The organism is Salinimicrobium sp. CAU 1759, assembly GCF_054482715.1.
The window spans coordinates 268,002-292,239 of sequence record NZ_JBTLRK010000002.1; the positions used below are offsets into that span (position 1 = coordinate 268,002).

General features: G+C 42.4%; 16 protein-coding genes and 1 other RNA gene. 8 read left to right on the forward strand and 9 right to left on the reverse strand.

Annotated features, from left to right (window positions below):
* Window positions 1–54 precede the first annotated feature (54 nt).
* The 3 genes from ACXYMT_RS12340 to ACXYMT_RS12350 are packed head-to-tail and all read right to left on the reverse strand — an operon-like array spanning window position 55 to window position 10,714.
* Window positions 55–1,929 carry an OmpA family protein gene (locus ACXYMT_RS12340; protein ID WP_459059405.1) on the reverse strand — a complete coding sequence of 625 codons (1,875 nt, stop codon included), beginning with the start codon at window positions 1,927–1,929 and terminating at the stop codon, window positions 55–57.
* Between the two features lie 15 nt (window positions 1,930–1,944).
* On the reverse strand, window positions 1,945–2,859 hold the full coding sequence (locus ACXYMT_RS12345) for a PorP/SprF family type IX secretion system membrane protein (RefSeq protein WP_459059406.1): 915 nt from the start codon (window positions 2,857–2,859) through the stop codon (window positions 1,945–1,947).
* A 10-nt stretch (window positions 2,860–2,869) separates the two neighbouring features.
* Window positions 2,870–10,714: an HYR-like domain-containing protein gene (locus ACXYMT_RS12350; RefSeq protein WP_459059407.1), complete on the reverse strand. Its 7,845-nt coding sequence runs from the start codon at window positions 10,712–10,714 to the stop codon at window positions 2,870–2,872.
* 557 nt (window positions 10,715–11,271) lie between these two features.
* On the opposite strand from ACXYMT_RS12350, the gene pdxH reads away from it, so the two are divergent.
* The 4 genes from pdxH to ACXYMT_RS12370 are packed head-to-tail and all read left to right on the forward strand — an operon-like array spanning window position 11,272 to window position 15,415.
* Window positions 11,272–11,916 (forward strand): pyridoxamine 5'-phosphate oxidase, encoded by a 645-nt coding sequence (gene pdxH / locus ACXYMT_RS12355; protein WP_459059408.1) that lies wholly within the window; start codon window positions 11,272–11,274, stop codon window positions 11,914–11,916.
* Between the two features lie 2 nt (window positions 11,917–11,918).
* Window positions 11,919–12,404 carry a SixA phosphatase family protein gene (locus ACXYMT_RS12360; RefSeq protein WP_459059409.1) on the forward strand — a complete coding sequence of 162 codons (486 nt, stop codon included), beginning with the start codon at window positions 11,919–11,921 and terminating at the stop codon, window positions 12,402–12,404.
* Window positions 12,405–14,513, forward strand: coding sequence for a polyphosphate kinase 1 (gene ppk1 / locus ACXYMT_RS12365; protein ID WP_459059410.1), 2,109 nt, complete (start codon window positions 12,405–12,407; stop codon window positions 14,511–14,513). It abuts the gene before it with no gap.
* Complete coding sequence (locus ACXYMT_RS12370; protein ID WP_459059411.1) at window positions 14,510–15,415, forward strand: Ppx/GppA phosphatase family protein; 906 nt, start codon at window positions 14,510–14,512, stop codon at window positions 15,413–15,415. The genes ppk1 and ACXYMT_RS12370 overlap by 4 nt, the downstream gene beginning before the upstream one ends.
* Here the strand turns inward: ACXYMT_RS12370 and ACXYMT_RS12375 are convergent.
* Together ACXYMT_RS12375 and ACXYMT_RS12380 are read right to left on the reverse strand one after the other, a co-directional pair.
* Window positions 15,402–15,983 (reverse strand): MiaE family protein, encoded by a 582-nt coding sequence (locus ACXYMT_RS12375; RefSeq protein ID WP_459059412.1) that lies wholly within the window; start codon window positions 15,981–15,983, stop codon window positions 15,402–15,404. The genes ACXYMT_RS12370 and ACXYMT_RS12375 overlap by 14 nt on opposite strands.
* A complete protein-coding gene (locus ACXYMT_RS12380; protein ID WP_459059413.1) occupies window positions 15,983–17,869 on the reverse strand; it encodes a DNA polymerase III subunit gamma/tau in 1,887 nt (628 codons plus the stop codon). Before ACXYMT_RS12380 ends, ACXYMT_RS12375 begins: the two co-directional genes overlap by 1 nt.
* 148 nt (window positions 17,870–18,017) lie before the next feature.
* Here ACXYMT_RS12380 and rnpB point away from each other — a divergent pair.
* Window positions 18,018–18,359: RNase P RNA component class A (rnpB, locus tag ACXYMT_RS12385), an RNA gene on the forward strand.
* On the opposite strand, the gene ACXYMT_RS12390 is transcribed toward rnpB, so the two are convergent.
* From ACXYMT_RS12390 to ACXYMT_RS12405, 4 genes are read right to left on the reverse strand one after another with little or no spacing between them, the layout of a single operon-like run.
* A complete protein-coding gene (locus ACXYMT_RS12390) occupies window positions 18,358–18,741 on the reverse strand; it encodes a hypothetical protein (protein ID WP_459059414.1) in 384 nt (127 codons plus the stop codon). The two genes, rnpB and ACXYMT_RS12390, sit on opposite strands and share 2 nt — an antisense overlap.
* An 8-nt stretch (window positions 18,742–18,749) precedes the next feature.
* Window positions 18,750–19,283 (reverse strand): RsmD family RNA methyltransferase, encoded by a 534-nt coding sequence (locus ACXYMT_RS12395; RefSeq protein ID WP_459059415.1) that lies wholly within the window; start codon window positions 19,281–19,283, stop codon window positions 18,750–18,752.
* Window positions 19,280–20,110 carry a DUF3822 family protein gene (locus tag ACXYMT_RS12400; protein ID WP_459059416.1) on the reverse strand — a complete coding sequence of 277 codons (831 nt, stop codon included), beginning with the start codon at window positions 20,108–20,110 and terminating at the stop codon, window positions 19,280–19,282. Before ACXYMT_RS12400 ends, ACXYMT_RS12395 begins: the two co-directional genes overlap by 4 nt.
* Window positions 20,094–20,744 (reverse strand): hypothetical protein, encoded by a 651-nt coding sequence (locus tag ACXYMT_RS12405; RefSeq protein ID WP_459059417.1) that lies wholly within the window; start codon window positions 20,742–20,744, stop codon window positions 20,094–20,096. Before ACXYMT_RS12405 ends, ACXYMT_RS12400 begins: the two co-directional genes overlap by 17 nt.
* Before the next feature lie 114 nt (window positions 20,745–20,858).
* Here ACXYMT_RS12405 and ACXYMT_RS12410 point away from each other — a divergent pair, with 114 nt between their 5' ends.
* The 3 genes from ACXYMT_RS12410 to ACXYMT_RS12420 all read left to right on the forward strand — a co-directional run bounded on the left by ACXYMT_RS12410 (window position 20,859) and on the right by ACXYMT_RS12420 (window position 24,082).
* Window positions 20,859–22,298 carry an ATP-dependent DNA helicase gene (locus ACXYMT_RS12410; protein ID WP_459059418.1) on the forward strand — a complete coding sequence of 480 codons (1,440 nt, stop codon included), beginning with the start codon at window positions 20,859–20,861 and terminating at the stop codon, window positions 22,296–22,298.
* An 85-nt stretch (window positions 22,299–22,383) separates the two neighbouring features.
* A complete protein-coding gene (gene kdsB, locus ACXYMT_RS12415) occupies window positions 22,384–23,145 on the forward strand; it encodes a 3-deoxy-manno-octulosonate cytidylyltransferase (protein WP_459059419.1) in 762 nt (253 codons plus the stop codon).
* 91 nt (window positions 23,146–23,236) lie between these two features.
* Window positions 23,237–24,082: a DUF2911 domain-containing protein gene (locus ACXYMT_RS12420; protein WP_459059420.1), complete on the forward strand. Its 846-nt coding sequence runs from the start codon at window positions 23,237–23,239 to the stop codon at window positions 24,080–24,082.
* Window positions 24,083–24,238 lie beyond the last annotated feature (156 nt).

The following is a 24,238-nucleotide window of genomic DNA, read 5'->3' on the forward strand; positions in this document are numbered from 1 at the left end:
AAAAGGAGGCTCAAGAGCCTCCTTTTCATTGGTTGGTTAGCGGGTGTAGGGATCTTACTCCATTTTAACCACTTTAAAAATGGATCTTCTGTTTAATTGATGTTGTTGTTCGTTACAATTTGTACACTCAACTTCTGGCTGTTCTTCTCCATAACCTTTGTAAGTGACAATTCTTTCAGGAGCAATTCCGTTTTCAACTAAATAATCAAAAGTGGATTGAGCTCTTCTTTCAGCTAATCTTCGGTTGTATGCTGCAGATCCTCTACGGTCTGTGTGCGAACCTATTTCGATCACCAATTCGGGATAATCATTCTTCATCAGGTTGACCAGTTTGTCAAGTTCTTGTGCAGCATCGGGACGAATGTTAGCCTTATCAAAGTCAAAGTAGATCTTATTGATCTCTGCCAGGTATTCCACGTCGCGAACAGGAGCTAATTCTATATTGTAAACCAGCTCTGTCTTGTCGTCCATATTGGCCGTATTGATCTCTTGAGTTTTAGTGTCGTATTTGATGTGCTTGGCTTCCAATGGATAGGTTTTGTCTCGGGCAATTTCTGTGTCAAAATTTCCCTGTGGATCGGTTTCCAAAAAGGCAATTTGTTGACCATCTTCACCCAAAAGTCTTATAGTCGCATTAGCAATGGGCTTATTGTTAATTGAATCTGTAACCGTTCCTTTTAAAGTGAGAGGAGCCAGAATATTTAGTTCATAGATGTCATCATTACCCATTCCGCCTTCGCGGTTAGAAGACACGAAGCCACGGGTGTTTTCACCGCCGGCATGTGTGAAAGCAAAATCATCCATACTACTGTTGACAGGCTCACCCAGGTTTTGAACATTTCCGGGTGCATCAGCTGTAACAACAAAAACATCCAGAAGTCCAAATCCCTTATGACCATCAGAAGAAAAGTAGAAATTTCCGTTTTCAGCTATAAAAGGAAATACCTCATTTCCGGGCGTATTAACAGGAGCTCCTAAATTTTCAGGGGTGCCAAAAGTGCCATTTTCTAAGGAAACTTTATAGATATCTGATCCTCCCATTCCTCCGGGAGCTTCGGAAACATAATACAAGGTGTTTCCATCACTGGAAATGCTTGGGTGACCTACAGAATAGGTGTCGCTGCTAAACGGAAGTTCTTCAATGTTGGTCCACGCTCCGTTAACAAGTGATGCTTTATATATCTTTAGGTGATTTACACCTTCATCGTCCTTCTTTCCATCGCGTTTCAGGTAGTTGTTTCGGGTAAAATACATGGTTTGCCCGTCAGGCGAAATAGTTACAGGACCTTCATGTCGTACCGTATTTACATCTCCCGGAATTGGCTGTACCTGTCCACCTTGAGCTGTGGTTTTATATATATCCAGGAAAGGCTCACCGGTCCAGTCATAGATCTTGGTCTTCACATCGGCTTTACCTCTGGCAGAAGTGAAAAAGATGGTTCCATTGTTATAGAATCCTCCAAAGTCACTGAACTGAGAATTAAAATCGGCCGGTATTACCCTAAAAGTTTCCAGGCCGTCATAAACTGCTATTTCACCAGGCTTCAAAAGCTCTTCCACGCCCTGAGGATTACGGGCTGCCTCCTGATATTTTTGGAGCCATTCACGAGATTTGTCATATTCTCGCACTCCACGTAACATTTGGGCGTACTTATAATAAACTTCCGGAGAAACGTTTGGCTGCTCTACAACCATTGCATAATAATTAACTGCATTCTCAGGATCCCTCAGTTTGTAATAGCTGTTGGCCAGTTGCTGCTGGTTGTAGGCTGTATTGTAATCATCCTCCAGCAGTTCTTTATATTCTTCAATTGCTTTGGTGTAGGCAAAATTCTCAAAATACCGGTCTGCCTTTTTTTGCTTTGAAGATTGAGCAAATAGAAAAGCCGGAAAAATGAGCAACAGAAGTAGTATGTAGTTTTTGTTCATAATCCTTAATTTAAATTAGAAGAACCTTGGGGATTTATATTTCGTGTTTCCTAGTCTAAGTTCGTAGATCAACAGGATCTCGTGAGAACCTGAGGTATATGGCTGCAGGTCACTTACTGAATATTCGTAACCATAGCCAACTCTAAAGCTTGGCAGGATCTGAAAATCTACAAATGCTCCAACGGCATCATCGAAGCGATAATTAGCTCCAAGGTAAAGCTTCTCATTGAAAATAAATGTTCCCGAAACATCTACAGAAAGAGGGGCTCCTTTTGTCATTTTAAAGAGGGTAGTGGGGCGAAGTTTTACATTTTCGCTAAGATCAAAGACATAACCCCCCGTCATATAATAGTGAACCTGTTCCAAGGCAACATATTCACTTCCTTCCTGGTCATTGTTATCATTGTTGATGAATTTTGGTGTTGAAAGACCCACATACCAATCCTGTGAAGAAAGGTATAGACCTGCGCCAAAATTCGGTGTCCAACGGTTGAAGGTATCTCCTCTAAAGAATGGATCATCGGGTACATCGGCCATTAGTTCCTCCTCCAAATTATAATAGCTCATTCCTCCTTTTAATCCCATAGAAAGGGTAGTATTGTCACTTACATTAATAGTATAGGAGAAATCGGCATACGCATAGGTATAATTCTCGTAGCCTATATTGTCATTGATGATGGAAACACCAAGACCGATCTTCTCATTCCTCAATGGGGAGTGAATGGAGAGGGTTTGCGTCTCTGGAGCACCGTCAATTCCTGCCCACTGACTTCTGTGCAGTCCCACCACCGAGATCGCGTCACGGTTACCCGCATATGCCGGGTTGATGGAGATAGTGTTGTACATGTATTGCGTAAACTGGGGCAGCTGTTGCGCATTGGTACACACACTAATAAACAGAAGGATTATTATTGGGTAGATTTTTTTCATGTTTATCGATTTATTTTGTTCCTAGATAGATATAACCCTGGATTGGTTCAAATCCGCTTTGTTGAATTTCCACGATGTAGAAGTAAGTTCCAGAAGGTAGTTGGTCTCCGGTTACAGAACTACTTGATGTTCCATCCCAGCCACCGGTATAGTTATTTGAGCTGAATACTTCATTCCCCCAGCGGTTGAAAACCTTTAAGCTATAAGTAAAGCCACAGTCAAGATCTCTTCCAACTTTAAATTCGTCGTTGATGTTATCTCCGTTTGGAGTGACAGCTTTAGAAATACTGTTTCTAATATCTTCGACTTCACAAGGAAGAACAACACAATCATCATTTATGCTTACCGTTACCGTAGTTGTAGAAGAACACTCTCCATTGTTGATCACATAGTCAAAGGTGTACTGTCCAACCGCAAGTAAGGCAGGGTCAATTACTCCGTTGTTCAATGCGCCGGTGTTCATGGTATCTTCCCAGGTACCACTGGTGTCGTATTCCCCGATAAACAGTTCGGTAAGTTCAAGAGTGCTGTCCTCGGTACAAAGGTCGGCTGTGGTGGTTTGGATTGGATCCACTGAAGGATCCACGTTCACAGTCTGGGTAAAGACTTCGACATTTCCGGCACAGTCAGATACAGTCCATGTTCTGGTTATGACGTAGCTTCCATTCTCACCCTCCTGATTTGTCTCATTGTATTCTGTAGTGACTTCTGAAGAACATGCATCTTCAAAGGTTAGTTCCGGTGCTGCAGGCACTTCTTCACAGGTGATGTTGATCACTTCCTGAAGTTCCCCTACCAGAGTAGGAGCAGTAGTATCATCAACAGTTATGATCTGAGTATGTTCGGCGGAATTTCCGTTGACATCTGAAGCGATCCATGTTCTTATAATAAGGTAAAGGGATTCACAGTCTGTAGTTTCGATCTCTTCTGAAAATTCAATGGTAACTCCACAGTTATCTTCAGCATTCATTTCAGGTGCTTCAGGAATGTTGCTACAGCTCACAGTGGTGTCCTCAGGAAGTGTAGATGTCCAAACCGGAGCAGAGTTATCACTTACAATAACGTTTTGATCTACAGTAGTGATATTTCCGTTCCCGTCATTGAAGGTCCAGGTAACAACATACTCTCCCTGCTCAGTATAAGTTAGAGCATCATTAGTTGTTGCAGTAATAGTTCCTGCACAATTATCTGTAGTTGTTGGAGCAGTAACAGTAGCTTCACACTCACCTGTTACATCAGCAAGAGTGATGGCTTCAGGAGCGGTGGTGTCATTCACGATCACGTTCTGCTCTACAGTAGTGGTGTTTCCGTTCCCGTCATTGAAGGTCCAGGTAACAACATACTCTCCCTGCTCAGTATAAGTTAGAGCATCATCAGTTGTTGCAGTAATAGTTCCTGCACAATTATCTGTAGTTGTTGGAGCAGTAACAGTAGCTTCACACTCACCTGTTACATCAGCAAGAGTAATAGCTTCAGGAGCGGTGGTGTCATTTACGATCACGTTCTGCTCTACAGTAGTGATGTTTCCGTTCCCGTCATTGAAGGTCCAGGTAACAACATACTCTCCCTGCTCAGTATAGGTTAAAGCATCATTAGTTGTTGCAGTAATAGTACCGGAACAGTTATCTGTAGTTGTTGGAGCAGTAACAGTAGCTTCACACTCACCTGTTACATCAGCAAGAGTGATGGCTTCAGGAGCGGTGGTGTCATTTACGATCACGTTCTGCTCTACAGTAGTTGTGTTTCCGTTCCCGTCATTGAAGGTCCAGGTAACAACATACTCTCCCTGCTCAGTATAAGTTAGAGCATCATTAGTTGTTGCAGTAATAGTACCGGAACAGTTATCTGTTGTTGTTGGAACAGTAACAGTAGCTTCACACTCACCTGTTACATCAGCAAGAGTGATAGCTTCAGGAGCGGTGGTGTCATTCACGATCACGTTCTGCTCTACAGTGGTGGTGTTTCCATTCCCGTCATCAAAGGTCCAGGTAACAACATACTCTCCCTGCTGAGTATAGGTTAAAGCATCATCAGTTGTTGCAGTGATAGTTCCTGCACAGTTATCTGTAGTTGTTGGAGCAGTAACAGTAGCTTCACACTCACCTGTTACATCAGCAAGAGTGATAGCTTCAGGAGCGGTAGTATCATTTACGATCACGTTCTGCTCTACAGTGGTGGTGTTTCCATTCCCGTCATCAAAGGTCCAGGTTACCACGTATTCGCCCTGCTCAGTATAAGTTAAAGCATCATTAGTTGTTGCAGTGATAGTACCTGCACAATTGTCTGTAGTTGTTGGAGCAGTAACAGTAGCTTCACACTCACCTGTTACATCAGCAAGAGTGATAGCTTCAGGAGCGGTGGTGTCATTCACGATCACGTTCTGCTCTACAGTGGTGGTGTTTCCATTCCCGTCATCAAAGGTCCAGGTAACAACATACTCTCCCTGCTGAGTATAGGTTAAAACATCATCAGTTGTTGCAGTAATAGTTCCTGCACAGTTATCTGTAGTTGTTGGAGCAGTAACAGTAGCTTCACACTCACCTGTTACATCAGCAAGAGTGATAGCTTCAGGAGCGGTAGTATCATTTATAAAAACGTTTTGAGTGCTGGTAACTATATTTCCGTCTCCGTCATCAAATGTCCAGATGATAGAGTAATCTCCCTGTTCAGAGTAGGTGACAGGATCGTTAGTTGTTCCTGTTAATGTTTCTCCTGTACAAGCATTTGTAGTTGTTGGGGCCGGTACAGTGATTGCACATTCAGCTACAGCATCTGCAAGTACCGGTGCAACCGGAGCAGTGTTGTTCTCTACGATTACAGTTTGATTCTCTGTTGTTGTATTCCCGTTTCCATCATCAAAAGTCCAGGTGATGTTATAAGTACCAAGTTCTGAATAGGTAGTAGGATCAGAGGTGGTACCTGTAATTGTTCCTGCACAGTTATCCTGAGTAGTAGGAGCATTTACAGTCACTTCACAGTTTCCTGTGACCGTCTGAAGAGTTACAGCATCAGGAGCGGTAGTGTCATTCACGATCACGTTCTGCTCTACAGTAGTGGTGTTTCCGTTCCCGTCATTGAAGGTCCAGGTAACAACATATTCTCCCTGCTCAGTATAAGTTAGAGCATCATTAGTTGTTGCAGTAATAGTTCCTGCACAATTATCTGTAGTTGTTGGAGCAGTAACAGTAGCTTCACACTCACCTGTTACATCAGCAATAGTAATGGCTTCAGGAGTGGTAGTGTCCTTTACGATCACGTTCTGCTCTACAGTGGTGGTGTTTCCGTTCCCGTCATTGAAGGTCCAGGTAACAACATACTCTCCCTGCTCAGTATAGGTTAAAGCATCATCAGTTGTTGCAGTAATAGTACCGGAACAGTTATCTGTAGTTGTTGGAGCAGTAACAGTAGCTTCACACTCACCTGTTACATCAGCAAGAGTGATGGCTTCAGGAGCGGTGGTGTCATTCACGATCACGTTCTGCTCTACAGTAGTGGTGTTTCCGTTCCCGTCATTGAAGGTCCAGGTAACAACATACTCTCCCTGCTCAGTATAAGTTAGAGCATCATTAGTTGTTGCAGTAATAGTACCGGAACAGTTATCTGTAGTTGTTGGAGCAGTAACAGTAGCTTCACACTCACCTGTTACATCAGCAAGAGTGATAGCTTCAGGAGCGGTGGTGTCATTCACGATCACGTTCTGCTCTACAGTAGTGATGTTTCCGTTCCCGTCATCAAAGGTCCAGGTAACAACATACTCTCCCTGCTCAGTATAAGTTAGAGGATCATCAGTTGTTGCAGTAATAGTTCCTGCACAGTTATCTGTAGTTGTTGGAGCAGTAACAGTAGCTTCACACTCACCTGTTACATCAGCAAGAGTGATAGCTTCAGGAGCGGTAGTATCATTTATAAAAACGTTTTGAGTGCTGGTAACTATATTTCCGTCTCCGTCATCAAATGTCCAGGTGATAGAGTAATCTCCCTGTTCAGAGTAGGTGACAGGATCGTTAGTTGTTCCCGTTAATGTTTCTCCTGTACAAGCATTTGTAGTTGTTGGGGCCGGTACAGTGATTGCACATTCAGCTACAGCATCTGCAAGTACCGGCGCAACCGGAGCAGTGTTGTTCTCTACGATTACAGTTTGGTTCTCTGTTGTTGTATTCCCGTTTCCATCATCAAAAGTCCAGGTGATGTTATAAGTACCAAGTTCTGAATAGGTAGTAGGATCAGAGGTGGTACCTGTAATCGTTCCTGCACAGTTATCCTGAGTAGTAGGAGCATTTACAGTCACTTCACAGTTTCCTCTAATTGTTTGAAGAGTTACAGCATCAGGAGCGGTTTGGTCAACCACAGTAACAAGTTGAGTAGCAGTAGCAGTATTTCCGGCTCTATCAGTTACAGTCCAGGTAACAGTTGTATTTCCAAGCTCAAAAGTTGCCGGTGCATCATTAGTTACTGTAGCAACTGAACAGTTATCATCTGTAACCGGAGTGCCTAATGCCACACCTGTAGCCTGACAGTCAGCATTTGCTGGTACAGTTACTGTTGCAGGAGCAGTGATTGTTGGATCGGTGTTGTCTACCACAGTTACAGTCTGAGTAGCGACAGCAGTATTTCCGGCTCCATCAGTTACAGTCCATGTAACAGTTGTATTTCCAAGCTCAAAAGTAGCGGGTGCATCATTAGTTACTGTAGCAACGGAACAATTATCAGCTGTAGTTGGAGTGCCTAAAGCCACGCCTGTAGCCTGGCAGTCAGCATTTGCTGGTACGGTCACTGTTGCAGGAGCAGTGATTGTTGGATCAGTGTTGTCTACCACAGTTACAATTTGAGTAGCGGTAGCAGTATTTCCGGCTCCATCAGTTACAGTCCATGTAACAGTTGTATTTCCAAGCTCGAAAGTAGCCGGTGCATCGTTAGTCACACTACCAACTGAACAATTATCAGCTGTAACCGGGGTGCCTAGTGCCACACCTGTAGCCTGACAATTAGCATTGGCTGGTACAGTTACTGTTGCAGGAGCAGTGATTGTTGGATCGGTATTGTCTACCACAGTTACAGTTTGTGTAGCGGTAGCAGTATTTCCGGCTTCATCAGTTACAGTCCATGTAACAGTTGTGTTTCCAAGCTCGAAAGTAGCCGGTGCATCGTTAGTCACACTACCAACTGAACAATTATCAGCTGTAACCGGGGTGCCTAGTGCCACACCTGTAGCCTGACAATCAGCATTTGCTGGTACGGTTACAGTAGCCGGAGCGGTTATTGTTGGATCGGTGTTGTCTACCACAGTTACAGTTTGTGTAGCGGTAGCAGTATTTCCGGCTCCATCAGTTACAATCCATGTAACAGTTGTATTTCCAAGCTCAAAAGTTGCCGGTGCATCATTAGTTACTGTAGCAACTGAACAGTTATCAGCTGTAACCGGAGTACCTAGTGCCACACCTGTAGCCTGACAGTCAGCATTAGCTGGTACAGTCACAGTAGCCGGAGCGGTTATTGTTGGATCGGTGTTGTCTACCACAGTTACAGTTTGAGTAGCGGTAGCAGTATTTCCGGCTCCATCAGTTACAGTCCAGGTAACAGTTGTATTTCCAAGCTCAAAAGTAGCCGGTGCATCATTAGTTACTGTAGCAACTGAACAGTTATCATCTGTAACCGGAGTGCCTAGTGCCACACCTGTAGCTTGACAGTCAGCATTGGCTGGTACAGTTACGGTAGCCGGAGCGGTTATTGTTGGATCGGTGTTGTCTACCACAGTTACAGTTTGAGTAGCGGTAGCAGTATTTCCGGCTCCATCAGTTACAGTCCAGGTAACAGTTGTATTTCCAAGCTCAAAAGTAGCCGGTGCATTGTTAGTCACATTAGCAACTGAACAATTATCATCTGTAGACGGAGTGCCTAATGCCACACCTGTAGCCTGACAATCAGCATTTGCTGGTACAGTTACTGTTGCAGGAGCAGTGATTGTTGGATCAGTGTTGTCTACCACAGTTACAGTTTGAGTAGCGGTAGCAGTATTTCCGGCTCCATCAGTTACAGTCCAGGTAACAGTTGTATTTCCAAGCTCAAAAGTAGCCGGTGCATCGTTAGTCACATTAGCAACTGAACAGTTATCAGCTGTAACCGGGGTACCTAGTGCCACACCTGTAGCCTGACATTCAGCATTGGCTGGTACAGTTACGGTAGCCGGAGCGGTTATTGTTGGATCGATGTTGTCTACCACAGTTACAGTTTGAGTAGCGGTAGCAGTATTTCCGGCTCCATCAGTTACAGTCCAGGTAACAGTTGTGTTTCCTAGCTCAAAAGTAGCCGGTGCATTGTTAGTCACATTAGCAACTGAACAATTATCATCTGTAGACGGAGTACCTAATGCCACACCTGTAGCCTGACAGTCAGCATTGGCTGGTACGGTTACAGTAGCCGGAGCAGTTATAGTTGGAACTTCTGTATCTTCAAAAGCTACAATAGTTAATTCTTCTGAAGTCGACTGGCAATCTCCATTGTCGGCCTGCACGATATAAGTTCCACCTGGTAAGTCAGAAAAAACTCCGTTGTTTATACTGTAAGCTGTTGGATTATAACTGCTATCAAGAAGACTATAAGAATAACTGGCATCAATGTTCGATACGCTTATGCTTCCGGTCGACGAGTCACAATCTGGCTGGGATGAAATCGAAGCTTCCGGAGCAGAAGGAGATGAAGGCTGAGGATTAATAGTTACTATAAGAGGTGTGGATTCACATCCTTCAGCGTTTCGCGCTTTCACAGCATAATCCCCCGCATTAAGAGAGGACCATAAAATAGTAGAACCAAAAGCACCACCATTAAGATTATATTCCATGCCGTAAACTGGAGTAATAGAGATTGATCCTGTTTCAGTGTCACATGAAGGCTGAACAACTTCAGCAGCAACAGGAATATCGGGCATAGGTTTTACTATAACATTGAAACTACAGGACTCTGTAAGCACTGGAACACAGCCGTTACAAGTTGCCGTGTAAGTGACTTCGGTTGTTCCTACGGGGAAAAAATCTCCCGGATTATGGGTCTGGGTTACAGCAAAATTTGCCTCTGCTGCACAGGCCTCACTGAACAAGCCGGCATCGAGTGTTATTAATTCCACATAATTGGCGGCGGTTTTCATTCTGCTAACCAGCGGAACAAATTCGAACTCAATTCTAAAAACCTTACCATCATAATCACCTGTTCCATTAAAATTGGCAGGATCAAAACTAAAGGGATAGGAAATTGTACTATTGTTTCCTGTAACGGTGAATGATGTAAGTGTTCCGGAATGAACCCCGTCTGAATTTCTTAAGCTAACGTTCACCTGAAAGTTCTGACCGCTTTCCGCATAAATATCCAGAGATCCGTCCATAATTTCATTAATATAGAACGAAGGGGATCTTACAACAGGATTTACAGTGTTGCCTGTAGACTGCCATAATTGTAATATTCCATTTTTATTCCCAACTCTTTGCACTTTTGAAAAAGTCCAGCACTCCTCTTGAGACTCAGGAAGGTCAAAGGAAATTTCATATTGATATCCATTCTGGTCTCCACAGTCCAAAAAGTAATCTGGCTCAGTCCAATTGACGTAATTTCCGAGAATGTCTCCAATAAGTACATCCCCACATTTTTCTTCAATATCTGTAGGAGGACAATTAATAGCACCAATTTCGCATTCCACACTTGACTGTGCATTAACGGCAAGAGGTGTAAAAAAAAGAAATGCCACCAAAAGAGTCACCTTCGTTACAGCATTTTTGGAATTCCCTGGAATGGCAAAAGCGTGAAATTCTTTTTTCACGTTTTTGGCAGGAAGGAAAATTTTGGTTAGAGTAGTTTTCCAAATCATAGTCGTCATGTTTGAATTATTGTGACCTTCCGGGGACTAATTCAAAGAACTAATTCCTTTCGGCTACTTTTTTATATTTTGTTCGTTGGTTTTGGTTAAGTTCATATTATCCCTTAGGGAAGGATAACCTGAATAAATTTTCATTCTTCTTACAAATTCACCTGATTCGATTGGGGGGAAACCAGATCAATTTTATGCGTTTTTCAATCTTATTCTAATGTAAAATTAGAGCGATTATCTGTTAAAAAAAGAAATTTCGGATCTTTTAGATGTAGTGTGAGATTTTACAGACAAACGACACACAAACAGTTTATTATGCAAGCGAAATTGGGAGTTTTTTTAAGAAAAAATCCTTGTGCATCTAATCCTACAACCGTGAAAATAGTGAGAAAAAGAGCATTAATATTTTCTTATTTTAGGGTCACTTAAGTGAAGCTTTTTCAGGCAGTTATAAGACCGTAATGTCTGCCTTTCTATTTATTTAATTCTTACAAAATTTCCCCTTCTTTCCAAGTATATTTTCTCTCTTTAAACTGAAGATTTTGTAAATTGGCTGTATGAAAAGCAAACTCCACAACTACCGCAAATTATACCAGAAATACCAGCTTCTTGAGGAGGAAATACCACAAGACCCTTTTAAACTTTTTCACTATTGGCTTCAGGAAGTTGAGGCTAGTCGGGAAGTGGAAGAAGTCAATACCATGAATCTCTCCACAATCGGGTTGGATGGATTTCCTGCAACAAGGGTGGTGCTGCTTAAGGAATACGACAATGAAGGATTTGTGTTCTATACCAATTACGAATCAGACAAAGGGAAGGCAATAGCTAAAGATCCAAAGGTCTGTCTCTCCTTTTTCTGGCCTGCTTCAGAACGGCAGGTGATCATTAAAGGCGTGGCAGAGAAAACATCTGTAGAAGATTCTAAAGAGTACTTTCAGTCGCGCCCAAAAGGGAGTCAATTGGGGGCCCTGGTTTCCCAACAAAGTTCTGTAATACCTTCCCGCGAATATCTTCAGGAAAAATTGGATCTTCTGGAGAAGGAATACAACGGAAAAGAAATTCCAAAACCCGTATATTGGGGAGGATATAAAGTTATTCCTTCTCAATTCGAATTCTGGCAGGGTCGACCTAATCGCCTGCATGATCGTATTTACTTCAGCAAGGAAGGAAAAGAGTGGAAGATTGACAGACTAGCACCATAATTATGAAGAAACTGATCCTGGTTAGACACGGCAAATCCTCCTGGGAAGAGGATCTGCCAGACGATGAACGCCCATTAAAAAAAAGAGCCTATAAAGACGCAGCCCTGGTGTTGAATGCATTTTCTGGGTTCCACCGCAAACCATTAAAGCTGTGGAGTAGTTATGCTACCCGTGCATTGACAACGGCCGAGATCTTTAAAGAAAGGCTGGAGATAGACGATGCAGATTTTTCGGTTAAAGATGAGCTTTATACTTTTGACAGTAAAACTCTCCTCAAGATCATAAAATCATGTGATGATCAGGTTGATACGCTAATGATATTTGGTCACAATCCTGCAATTACGGGGGTTGTGAATCAATTAGGAGATCAACACTTTTCAAATGTTCCTACTACAGGTTTGACAATGATCGAATTTGAAGCTGAAAAATGGCAGGATATTCAAGATGGTAAAACTTTGCTCCATTTATTCCCAAAGAATTTAAGGTAAATGGAGGAGAACCAATATATCAACAGGGAGCTGAGCTGGCTGCAGTTCAATGCGCGCGTTTTACAGGAAGCGGCAGATAAAACTGTGCCTCTTATTGAAAGACTTCGGTTTTTGGGAATATTTTCTAATAATCTTGACGAGTTCTTTAAGGTGCGCTATGCTACTATTAAGCGAATTGATCTGGCAGGTAAAGGGGGGAAAAGTGTGCTTGGAGGAATTAAAGCAAATAAGCTTCTGGAAGAGATCACACAGATTGTGATCGATCAGCAGAGCGAGAGTCTTAAGATCCTGGATTCTATACAGAACAAGCTCAAGGAGCACAAGATCTTTATCATAAATGAGAAGCAAGTATCCAAGACTCAACAACCTTTTCTGAAAAACTTCTTTCTTCAAAAGGTGAGTCCGGCGCTGGTCACAATTGTACTCAATGATCTTGCAGAACTTCCAAGACTTAAGGACAGCGCAGCATACCTAGCGGTGAAGATGGTGATGAAAGAACCTGCTCCAAAAAGGGCAAATTCCAACGTTGTTTCCCGGCAGCTTAAGGAGAAGAAATATGTACTTATTGAAATTCCCAGGAGCATTGAGCGGTTTGTAGTGCTTCCGAAGGAAGGTGAAAAGCAGTACATCATCCTACTCGATGATCTCATTCGCTATCACTTACATTCCATTTTCAACATTTTTGAGTACGAAAATGTTACGGCTCATATGATCAAGATCACCCGCGATGCCGAACTTGATATAGACAGTGATCTTAGTAAATCCTTTATAGAGAAAATATCTGCAAGCGTAAAAGATAGAATTGAAGGGGAGCCGGTGCGATTCGTATATGATATGAATATAGACCAGGATACCCTGCAATATCTTATGAGTAAAATGGGAATTGATGCTACTGACAGTATTATTCCCGGTGGCCGCTATCACAACAGAAGAGACTATAGGAATTTCCCAAGTCTTGGAGGAGAAGAGCTCCAGTATAAGCCATACGAGCCGCTACCGGTACCCGGACTAATTCTTCAGGCAAGTTTGTTTAAGGAAATCGCAAAGAAAGATTATTTGTTACATACGCCTTATCAAAGTTTCTCCTATACGGTTAAATTCCTGCGGGAGGCAGCATTAGATCCGGCTGTAAAATCCATTAAGATCACAATTTATCGCTTAGCCAAGATCTCTCATATCGCCAGCTCTTTAATTAATGCAGTAAAGAACGGTAAAAAAGTAACGGTTCAAATCGAACTAAGAGCGCGTTTTGATGAAGTTGCCAATATCAATTATGCGGAACAAATGCAGCAGGAAGGGGTAAACCTGATTTTTGGGGTTAAAGGTTTGAAGGTGCATTCAAAAGCATGTGTGGTGGAAAGGTTGGAAAATGGAAAGGCCAGGAGATACGGTTTCGTTAGTACCGGAAATCTTAACGAATCTACCGCCCGTGTTTATTCAGATCTTACGCTTTTTACCAGCAATCAGAGTGTTTTAAAAGAAGTTAATAAGGTCTTTGACTTTTTTGAGGTGAACTATAAAGTAAGCCGATATAAGCATTTGCTGGTTTCTCCACATTACACAAGAAGCGGCCTCGTAAAGCTCATTCAGACTGAAATAGATAATGCCAGGGAGGGAAAACCGGCAGGCATAAGGCTTAAGCTGAATAGCCTTTCCGATTATCCTTTGATTGACAAATTGTATGAAGCCAGCAGGGCAGGAGTGAAGATGAAGCTGATAATTCGGGGAATTTGTTGTCTTGTTCCCGGAGTGGAAGGAATGAGTGAGAATATTCAGGTGATAAGTATTGTAGATAAATATCTAGAGCACCCCAGAATTTTTATATTCGAGAATGGAGGCACGCCAAAAGTCTACATCTCATCGGCAGATTGGATGACACGGAACCTGGACTACAGGGTAGAAATTAGCTGTCCTATATATGATAAAGATATTCAGAAAGAGCTTATAGAGACTTTTGAGATTTGCTGGAGCGATAATGTGAAGGCGAGGGTGATCTCCCTGAAACAGGATAATGCTTATCGCCGAAACAATAAGCCGCCACTCCGCTCCCAATTCGCTTTATACGACTACTATTTCAAAAAACTGGAACCAGAAAAAGAAAAGGTTTGATCGATCAAAAAAAATATGCCGCTATAGATATAGGATCCAACGCCGTAAGGTTGTTGATCATGACAATTACAGAGCAGGAGGGAAGAGAAGCTCATTTTAAGAAGACTTCTCTTGTGAGGGTTCCCATAAGGTTGGGTGCAGATGTGTTTTTGACCGGCAGGGTTTCAGAAGAGAACATTAAAAGGATGGTCGACACCATGCAGGCTTTTAAGTTACTTATGAGATCTCACAGAATCGAAAAGTTCAAAGCCTGTGCCACCTCTGCGATGAGAGAGTCCCAAAATGGAGAAGAGGTCACACAATTGATCAAAGAGAAGACTGGCTTGGAAATTAGCATTATTGATGGTAATGATGAGGCAGCTATTATTGCTGCTACAGATCTTCACGCCTTGATTCAAACTGATAAAACATATCTTTATGTGGATGTGGGAGGTGGTAGCACCGAATTCACCCTCTATTCCAAAGGAAAAACTGTTGCTTCCCGATCTTTTAAACTGGGTACTGTAAGACTGCTTGAAAATATGGTATCTGCTGATGTGTGGAAAGAGGTGGAGGAGTGGATAAAGAAGGTTACAAAAGAATATACCAAGATAGACCTAATAGGTTCTGGTGGAAACATCAACAACATTTTCAAAAGTAGTGGGAAAGCCAATGGAAAGCCGCTTAGCTTCCTGTATCTCAGTTCCTATTACCAGTTGTTGCAGTCATTCACTTATGAAGAGCGTATTACACAACTAAACCTGAATCAAGACCGGGCAGATGTTATCGTGCCTGCTGCAAAGATCTACCTTTCTGCTATGAAGTGGACGAGGGCCCGTAGAATATATGTTCCAAAAATTGGACTTTCAGATGGAATTATAAAATCTCTCTACCAGGAAACTCTTGAAGCTAGCCGTGCATAGTCTCTTTCTTGCCGAGGTCTTTCATGATCTGTGCTTCAAATTGAAGTAGATCCTGCCATTTTTGATCCACCTCCTTGCGATCCCCATATTTTCTTGCAAAGTTGAGGAACATGGTGTAGTGATTGGCTTCGCTTACCATTAAACTTCTGTAGAATTCTGCCAGTTCCCTGTCCTCAAGATTTTCTGAGAGCAGCCTGAAGCGTTCGCAGCTTCGGGCTTCGATCAACGCAGCATACAGTAACCTGTGAATTAGACTTGTAAGGCGGCTGCCTCCTTTTGGGAAGAAGGTCATCAGTTTTATTACGTATTCATCTTTTCGATCCCGGCCAAGGCTAAGACCTCTCTCCAGAATACGGTCATGTACCATCCTAAAATGTCCCATTTCCTCCCGCGCCAGGGCAGTCATGGCAGTTACCAGTTCAGAATATTCGGGATGGGTGACGATAAGTGAAATTGCAGTCGAGGCAGCCTTTTGTTCACAGTAGGCGTGATCTGTAAGGATCTCCTCAATGTTCTTTTCAACAATATTGACCCAACGCGGGTCTGTGGGTAATTTTAAACCTAACATTATACATCCAGATCAAAGGTGGAACGTAACTTCTCAATAAGAGGATTTTTCTCCCTCAGTTTTTCAAACTTTTCTATAGCGGTAAAAGCAAATTTCTTTTCTGCTTTTTCATTCACTGTGACTTTCAGCTGAATGTGGGTATTCTGCAATTTTTCTTTAAGGAATCCCATGAGGTGATACTGCACTTTTTCGAGCTCCAGTTTCATGGTTTCATTCGGCAGTTCAACACGAATATTTTTACCCATCAATGCGGGGGTGTCAGTTTGCATGATAGAGGCAAGGATCTTCTCACCTTTATCGTTCTGCTCTTCGCTGAACTCCTGCCATGCAGCCTGCATTTCTTCTTCGCTGAATTTTCCATTTTTAACCACCTCTACTTCAGCCTGTGCTTCCCGCTTTTGTGCCTCGAGTTCTTTTTTCTTCTGAATGCTTTTCAGGGAAAGACCTGAAACTTTTTTGCTGGCAAGTTCTGTCGCTGCTTCGGTTTGCCTGGCAGGCGCTTCTTCTTTTTCAGTTAAAGTAGTGACTTCAGATTCTACCTGAGTTGCTACAGCCGGATTAGTCTTTGCTTCTGATGTCTCTTTTCCCTCGGAAGGTCTTTGTGCTTCGGGTTCAGCAACCATATCGTTTGGAGAACAATCGGCTGCAGGGTTGGCTGAAGGTTTGGGTAGCTGTGCCTCCACCGGAGCGGCGGAATCTCCCTTTGCGTATTCGTTATTGACAATTACTTCTTTCTCTTTGGAAGAAAGTTTAAGTGCCGGTGCCGGAATCGGAGTTCCGGTGAAATGGTTTGGCGGAATTATGTAGCTGCTATCCTTTTTTTTTTCGTCGCTAAAGGTGATCGATGCCAGTTGCATCAGGCATAGCTCAACAAGTAATCTCTGATTTCGGCTGCTTTTGTATTGTAAATCACATTCGTTGGCCAGTTCAATTCCTTTCAGAAGGAAACCGGAAGGTGCCTGCTGCGACTGTTGATGATATAAGGCTTTTGTATTGTCACCAACTTCCAACAGGTTGATGGTTTTGGTGTCCTTGCATACTAACAGGTCCCTAAAATGGGACGCAAGACCCGCAATAAAGTGGTGCCCGTCAAAGCCGTGGCTCAGGATCTCATTGAAAAGTAAAAGCAGCTGCGGAATGTCATTTTTGAGGATCAGGTCAGTCGCCGATATATAGGTGTCATAATCCAATACGTTCAGGTTCTCTGTCACTGCCTGCCGGGTAAGGTTCTTTCCGCTAAAGCTCACCACCCTGTCATAAATCGATAAAGCATCCCTCATCGCACCATCTGCCTTTTGAGCTATGATATGCAGGGCATCATCTTCGGCTTCCACACCTTCCTGTTGTGCTATATACCCAAGATAATCTTTTGCATCCTTAACTGTAATTCTTTTAAAATCAAAGATCTGGCAGCGGGATAGGATGGTTGGGATGATCTTGTGCTTTTCTGTAGTTGCAAGAATAAAGATCGCATGCTTTGGTGGTTCCTCCAGTGTCTTTAGAAAGGCATTAAAAGCCGCCTGGGATAACATATGCACCTCATCAATAATATAGACCTTGTATTTTCCTACCTGTGGCGGGATCCTAACCTGGTCGATAAGGTTTCTTATATCATCTACAGAGTTATTGGAAGCGGCATCCAGTTCGAAGATATTAAAAGCAAAATCTTCATTGGGATCCTGGTTGCCGTCCTGGTTGATCTTTTTTGCAAGAATTCGGGCGCAGGTTGTTTTTCCAACTCCCCGGGGACCGGTGAAAAGCAGGGCCTGTGCCAGGTGATTGTGTTCAATGGCATTGAGTAGCGTATTGGTGATAGCCTGCTGGCCCACAACGTCTTTAAAAGTTTGAGGGCGGTATTTCCTCGCCGATACTACAAAATGTTCCATTGGAATGCTTTAGATGACAAATATAAAAATACAATTTCGAAGCAGGGGAGAATCCCCTTGTTTTTATCCACAAAAACCTGTTGACACTGTCTGTTGTGTCGGGAATTTTATACCTGTCAAAAATGGCATTATAAATGTATCTTTGCCAAAAGCAGACCGCCTTATCGCTTTCCGCGTTAAAGCGGAAGGAGGAAAGTCCGGACACCGTAGGGCAGCATAGTGGGTAACACCCATCGGTCCCGTCCCGAGCTTTCGGGACGGGATCAGGACTAGTGCAACAGAAAGGATGTACAGGTAATGCTGTAGTGAAATCAGGTAAACTCTATGCGGTGCAATGCCATGTATACCGGCTGTTAAGGATTGCCCGTCCGTTGCCGGAGGGTAGGCAGCTAAAGACTTTTGGCAACAAAAGTTTCAGATAAATGATAAGGTCTCTTCTAATAGCTATTAGGACGGGAAACAGAATCCGGCTTACAGGTCTGCTTTTTTTATTTCTCTTCAGAAACCATTTTTTCTACCCAATTTTTAGCTGGATCCAGCTCTGTGAAGATCTCGTAGGGCAGTTTGCAGAATTTTTTCTCGAAGCTGGCCATATTAAGAGAAGATTTTTTTTTGCTTACTATGGCTATTCCTTTCAGGTTCTTAAATTTATCCAGATCAAGATAAATCGTTGGATTTACATTATAATCATTGACCCGGTAGGAGATATAAACGAAAGTTTTGCCTTTATAGAAGTCGCTGCATACCTCCACAAGATCTGCCACTTGCTTCCCCTCGAGAACCTGACCTTCCCGGGGTTTAGACATAACAAAATTTGTGTGGAATTCAAGTACAGTAAATTCCAGTTCAAGTATGGAAAGGGGTAACACCATCCTCTAATTTACATAAAAAAACTAAATACAGAATTTCCGTACTTTCGCACTTCGGTGAAGTGATCCAGGTGAGAAAGATCAACCTGTTTTCTATGCTCAATGATCAAAGAACCGCCTTCTTCAAGAAGATCCCGGGCAAAGGTAAGTTCAACAATTTGCTGAAGTTTATCGGCTTCAAAGTTGTATGGAGGGTCGGCAAAAATAATATGAGCTTTTTCTCCTGTGGCCTGTAAAAATTTAAAGACATCGCTTTTTATCGTCCTCACAGGAAGGTGAAGTTCTCCGGCCTTTTTATTGATGAATTTCACGCACTCAAAATGCGCGTCGACAGCAAGGATATCAACTGCACCTCTCGATCCAAACTCGTAGGTGATATTACCGGTACCACTAAAAAGGTCTATGACATTTAGAGCGGAAAAGTGGTACTGGTTATTGAGAATGTTGAAAAGTGCCTCCTTCGCAAAATCAGTGGTGGGCCTCACCGGTAACTTCTTGGGTGCAATGATCCTTTTACCTTTATGTATTCCTGAAACTATTCTCATTCAAGTACTTTAAAAAGCGTGTAGTGCATATAACCTTTTGGCGGTTCTTCCTTCGCGTTGTAGAGGAAACCGAATGCAGTATTCATGAATTTTATCTCCTTTACATACGTGTAGGCAATGTCGTAATAATCTGAATTTTTTTTGATCCTGCCAAGCAGCATCAACTCAAAGCTGGAAGGATCCAGGTCCAGTTGTTCAGCGCAAAAGAGCAGGTAATAAATAAAGTCTTCCCGGGTAGAGCATTTAAAAGTATTAGCCAGCAGGAGTTGCCCTCTTTGATACACCAGTAGATCATATCCTCCGGGAAAGCTGTTTAGGTAAACCCTTGTTCCGTCAGTTTGAAAACGATTCTGAATCGCGAATTCCTGCGCCAGTACACTTACGCAATGCCTGTATTCAAATTCCCCATACCTCTCAAAAAAGAAGTTATTGATGTTCGTGTAAGGAATATATACATTCACCATTCCTGCGGAAGGGATCTCATCATGAGCCACATAATCTGTTTCCAGGATCTTGGTGTTGTACTTGAGATATTCCGAAGCATTTTCTTCCTCAAAAAACTTTTGAGGCACAAGGCTGTATAGTTCATTTGAGAAAAGCACAATTACCTCGGGCTTCTCATCTCTCAAAAATGCCTCCTGTTCGTATTGTTTTTCTATTTGCTGAAGCACCTGTGCAGGATTTAACTTCCGGGAAAACAGAACATCCTTAAAGAATAAAATTCTTTTCTCCTCTTTAGAAAGGGCACAAAAAGAAAGTCCATTCAGGCTAACCTGAATGGACAACTTTATTTTTGGGTTATTTGCTTCCTTATTCTGCGTCACCATACTTTAATGGCCAGTTTCCGCTGGTTTTAACTTCTTCCATAGAACCAACTTTTATAAATGGACCATTTACGTTATCTACAGAAACTACCTGCTCTTCCTGGTTTACAAGATCTTTATCCTGATCATAAAGAATAACCTCTTTTGCAATTTTAGCCTCGAAAACAGGAATTTTGGTTCCGCTTTTATCAACTGTACCTGCAGATAGTTGGAATTGCTCATCCACTCCGTCAATAGGAACATTCATCATAGTTTTATACCGGTCAGACCCTTTAAAAAGAGAATCTTTTACAGATTTATATCCTAAGGTATCGATTACTACAATCTCTATCCTACGGTCAACGCCGTAAGTTTTTCTATACTCCTCATCCATTACAGTTGTATCTCTCCTTTGAGTAAGGGTAAATTGTGCGGTATCGATAAAACTAACAAGATTATCCCAGTTTCCTTCAAATTTTCCGGTCACTGTACGGTGAGCCAGTTCTGCATCTCTTATATCCTTAAGATTTTCAATTACTTTGGCATATCTTGCCTCTTTGACTTCATTGAATTTTATAGGTTGATAAACAGAATTAAAAACCAGGTATCCAAGGAAAATAATCACAATCCAAAGAACTAACTGAATGACAAGTTTCATGCGGGTGCAGTTTAAGATTTAATTAAGTATTCAGGCAAATCTACAATTTTTTTTTATTCGTAAAAGATTCTTCCGAAAAAAACCTTGTTATCTTTGGGCTTCGACGATATTACCATGGAGAAATTAAACGCTGCGAACTTCTACAAATTACTACTCAAAGATTTAAAATTTGAAGCTAAAGTTAAACAGGACATAGCCCTGCAGCAGCTGGCAACTTTTGTGGTAGATGGCAAAGAGGATTCCCTGTTTCTTTTAAAAGGTTTCGCAGGAACCGGAAAGACAACCATCATTAGTTCCCTGGTAAAGAACCTGTGGCAGGTAAGGAAAAGCGGAATCCTCCTGGCGCCAACAGGCCGTGCCGCTAAAGTGATCTCCAACTACTCCGGCCGGGAGGCTTTTACCATCCATAAGAAGATATATTTTCCGAAGAAGAAATCGGGCGCCGGAGTGAGTTTCGTGCTTCAGCCAAATAAACACCGCAACAGTATTTTCATTGTGGATGAAGCTTCCATGATCCCCGATGTCAATACAGATACCCAGATGTTTGAAAATAACTCCCTGCTCGACGATCTGATCGAATATGTTTATTCGGGGCATAACTGCAGATTGATCCTCATAGGAGATACTGCCCAGCTGCCACCTGTTAAGCTGGAGGTGAGCCCGGCACTGGAGGAGCAAAGACTGCAGACGTCCTACTTCCGGGATGTAACTCATATAGAACTGGACGAGGTGGTGCGACAAAGCGAAGAAAGTGATATTCTGCACAATGCTACTTTAATAAGGGAGGCCCTTAGGGAGGAGTTTTACGAGAGCTTCAGCTTTGAAATAAGTAGTAAAAAAGACGTAATAAGGCTGGTAGATGGCTATGAGATCATGGAAGCTATTGAAGATTCCTATCGCAATTTAGGACATGAAGACACTACTATAATTGTGCGGTCGAATAAACGTGCTAACCTTTACAATCAGCAAATAAGGAACAGGATACTTTTTCAGGAGGAAGAGATCTCCGCCGGGGACTACCTCATGGTGGTGAAGAACAATTACTTCTGGGTGAAGCCGAATAGCGAAGCCGGCTTTATTGCCAATGGGGATATCGTAAAGGTGCTGGAGATCTTTGCGATCAAGGAATTATATGGTTTCAGGTTTGCCGAGATCAGGGCGCAAATGGTAGATTATCCCAACATGGAGGCCATAGAGACCGTTGTGCTTCTGGATACGCTGGAAAGCAATAACCCTTCATTAACCTATGAGGAATCGAATAAGCTTTACCAGGAGGTGATGAAGGATTATGAAGAGGAGCGCACCAAATACAAGAAATTCCTGAAGGTGAAGAACAACAAATATTTCAATGCCTTGCAGGTCAAATTTTCATATGCCATGACCTGTCATAAATCCCAGGGGGGGCAATGGAAAACCGTATTTGTAGAGCAGCCTTATCTGCCCAACGGCATTGACCGGGATTATTTGCGTTGGCTTTACACGGCAGTGACCAGGGCGCAGGATAAATTATACCTTATAGGTTTTAAGGATGATTTCTTTGCTCAAACAGATTAGTCAAAAATGTCATTCTTGAGCCACTTTCTTTTTTAAACCTATTTAATAAATTTTATTTCGGAAGAAGAACTATAAAATTAAAATCATGTCTACTCAGCGACCTCTTAAAATAATTGCTATGATTCCGGCGCGCTATGCCGCAACCCGTTTTCCGGGAAAATTGATGCAGGACCTTCATGGGAAAAGTATTATTCTCCGGACTTATGAAGCTGCCAGGAACACCGGCCTTTTTGACCAGGTATACGTGGTGACCGACAGTGATGTCATTTTTGAAGAGATCACTTCAAATGGGGGAAAGGCTATTATGAGCAAGAAAGAGCACGAATGTGGGAGTGATCGTATAGCCGAAGCCGTAGAAGATATGGATGTGGATATAGTAGTGAACGTGCAGGGGGATGAGCCCATGATCGATACCGAAAGCCTAAAGCTGCTTCTCGAGGTCTTTAGAGGTAAAGATGCCCATTTGATCGATCTTGCTTCTTTGAAAACTCCGTTGCAGGAAAAAAAGGATATTAATAATCCGAATAACGTGAAAGTGATCACCAGCAAAGAGGATTTCGCCCTCTACTTTTCAAGGTCACCAATTCCTTACCCGCGTGATGAGAATAGCGGTGTAACCTGGTTCAAACACATTGGGATCTATGCTTTTAGAAAGCAAGCTTTAATGGATTTTTATCGCTTGCCAATGCTGGGATTGGAAGCCACTGAAAAGATCGAGTGCATAAGATACCTTGAGTACGGAAAGAATATAAAGATGGTAGAGACAAAAGTGAAGGGAGTAGGAATTGATACTCCCGAAGATCTGGAAGAAGCGAGAGAGCTATTGGCGAAGGAAAAAAACAGGTAAGAATGTCACTTTTGAGCCATTAGGCAGAGAACATTTGCTCAGGTCTCAACATGAAAATCTCTATCTTTGGTAAAAACTAACTAAAACGATCATGAAAAAAGCACTATTTATTCTTTTTACCGGCCTGTTGAGCGGCTTTGCTACAGCTCAGATCCAGGTTCCACAGCCTAGTCCTTCGGCTAAAATTGAGCAGCAGGTAGGTCTTACCAATGTAGTTGTTAAATATTCCCGTCCGGGGATGAAAGACAGAGAGATCTTTGGTGATCTTGTTCCTTATGGGGAAAAGTGGCGCACAGGTGCGAATAATAACACAACAATTTCTTTTGATACAGATGTCAGCATTGATGGAAAGGAATTAAAAGAAGGGGCTTATGCTATTTACACTGTTCCCGGAGAAGATAATTGGGAAGTGATCTTCTACAAAGACAGCAATAACTGGGGCCTTCCCCAGCAATGGGATGAAAGCAAGGTAGCGCTAAAGGCGACTGCAAATGTGCAGGAGATGCCGATGGAAATGGAAACTTTTACCATTCTTATAGATGAACTTCAAAATGATTCTGCCGCTCTTAATTTTATCTGGGAAAATACTGTAGCCACTTTGCCCATCAACGTTCCAACAGATGAGCGTGCAATGGCCAGTATTCAAAAAGTGATGAACGGCCCTTCAGCAAATGATTACTTTGCTGCTGCGACTTATTATCACGATGAGAAGAAAGACCTGAATAAGGCTTATGAATGGATCAATAAAGCTGTAGATATGGCTGGAGAAGATGCTTTTTGGATAATAAGAAGAAAAGCTCTTATTGAAGCCGACATGGGTAAGAAAAAGGAAGCTATTGCTACGGCTAAAAGATCTTTGGCATCTGCCGAAAAAGCCGGAAACAAAGATTATGTAAAAATGAATAAGGAATCTCTTAAAGAATGGGGAGCACAATAATTAAGGAATAAACCTTTCAAAAAAGCGGCTTTTTAGCCGCTTTTTTATGCTCTAAAAAAATTGAGCTAAAGCCCTGTTTTTGTTGTTTCACAACCTCCGGCTGAAGCCGAAGGCAATTCATATGATTTATATGGTTCAGAAAAATTGCACCGCAGT

Bases quoted from the DNA above. Each gene is read 5' to 3' on its own strand.
- ACXYMT_RS12405 (WP_459059417.1), bottom strand. From the start codon at position 20,744: ATGAAACTTGTCATTCAGTTAGTTCTTTGGATTGTGATTATTTTCCTT.
- ACXYMT_RS12420 (WP_459059420.1), top strand. From the start codon at position 23,237: ATGAAAAAAGCACTATTTATTCTTTTTACCGGCCTGTTGAGCGGCTTT.
- ACXYMT_RS12390 (WP_459059414.1), bottom strand. From the start codon at position 18,741: ATGGTGTTACCCCTTTCCATACTTGAACTGGAATTTACTGTACTTGAA.
- ACXYMT_RS12345 (WP_459059406.1), bottom strand. From the start codon at position 2,859: ATGAAAAAAATCTACCCAATAATAATCCTTCTGTTTATTAGTGTGTGT.
- ACXYMT_RS12395 (WP_459059415.1), bottom strand. From the start codon at position 19,283: ATGAGAATAGTTTCAGGAATACATAAAGGTAAAAGGATCATTGCACCC.
- ACXYMT_RS12400 (WP_459059416.1), bottom strand. From the start codon at position 20,110: ATGGTGACGCAGAATAAGGAAGCAAATAACCCAAAAATAAAGTTGTCC.
- ppk1 (WP_459059410.1), top strand. From the start codon at position 12,405: ATGGAGGAGAACCAATATATCAACAGGGAGCTGAGCTGGCTGCAGTTC.
- ACXYMT_RS12350 (WP_459059407.1), bottom strand. From the start codon at position 10,714: ATGATTTGGAAAACTACTCTAACCAAAATTTTCCTTCCTGCCAAAAAC.
- ACXYMT_RS12360 (WP_459059409.1), top strand. From the start codon at position 11,919: ATGAAGAAACTGATCCTGGTTAGACACGGCAAATCCTCCTGGGAAGAG.
- kdsB (WP_459059419.1), top strand. From the start codon at position 22,384: ATGTCTACTCAGCGACCTCTTAAAATAATTGCTATGATTCCGGCGCGC.
- ACXYMT_RS12340 (WP_459059405.1), bottom strand. From the start codon at position 1,929: ATGAACAAAAACTACATACTACTTCTGTTGCTCATTTTTCCGGCTTTT.
- ACXYMT_RS12410 (WP_459059418.1), top strand. From the start codon at position 20,859: ATGGAGAAATTAAACGCTGCGAACTTCTACAAATTACTACTCAAAGAT.
- ACXYMT_RS12375 (WP_459059412.1), bottom strand. From the start codon at position 15,983: ATGTTAGGTTTAAAATTACCCACAGACCCGCGTTGGGTCAATATTGTT.
- pdxH (WP_459059408.1), top strand. From the start codon at position 11,272: ATGAAAAGCAAACTCCACAACTACCGCAAATTATACCAGAAATACCAG.
- ACXYMT_RS12380 (WP_459059413.1), bottom strand. From the start codon at position 17,869: ATGGAACATTTTGTAGTATCGGCGAGGAAATACCGCCCTCAAACTTTT.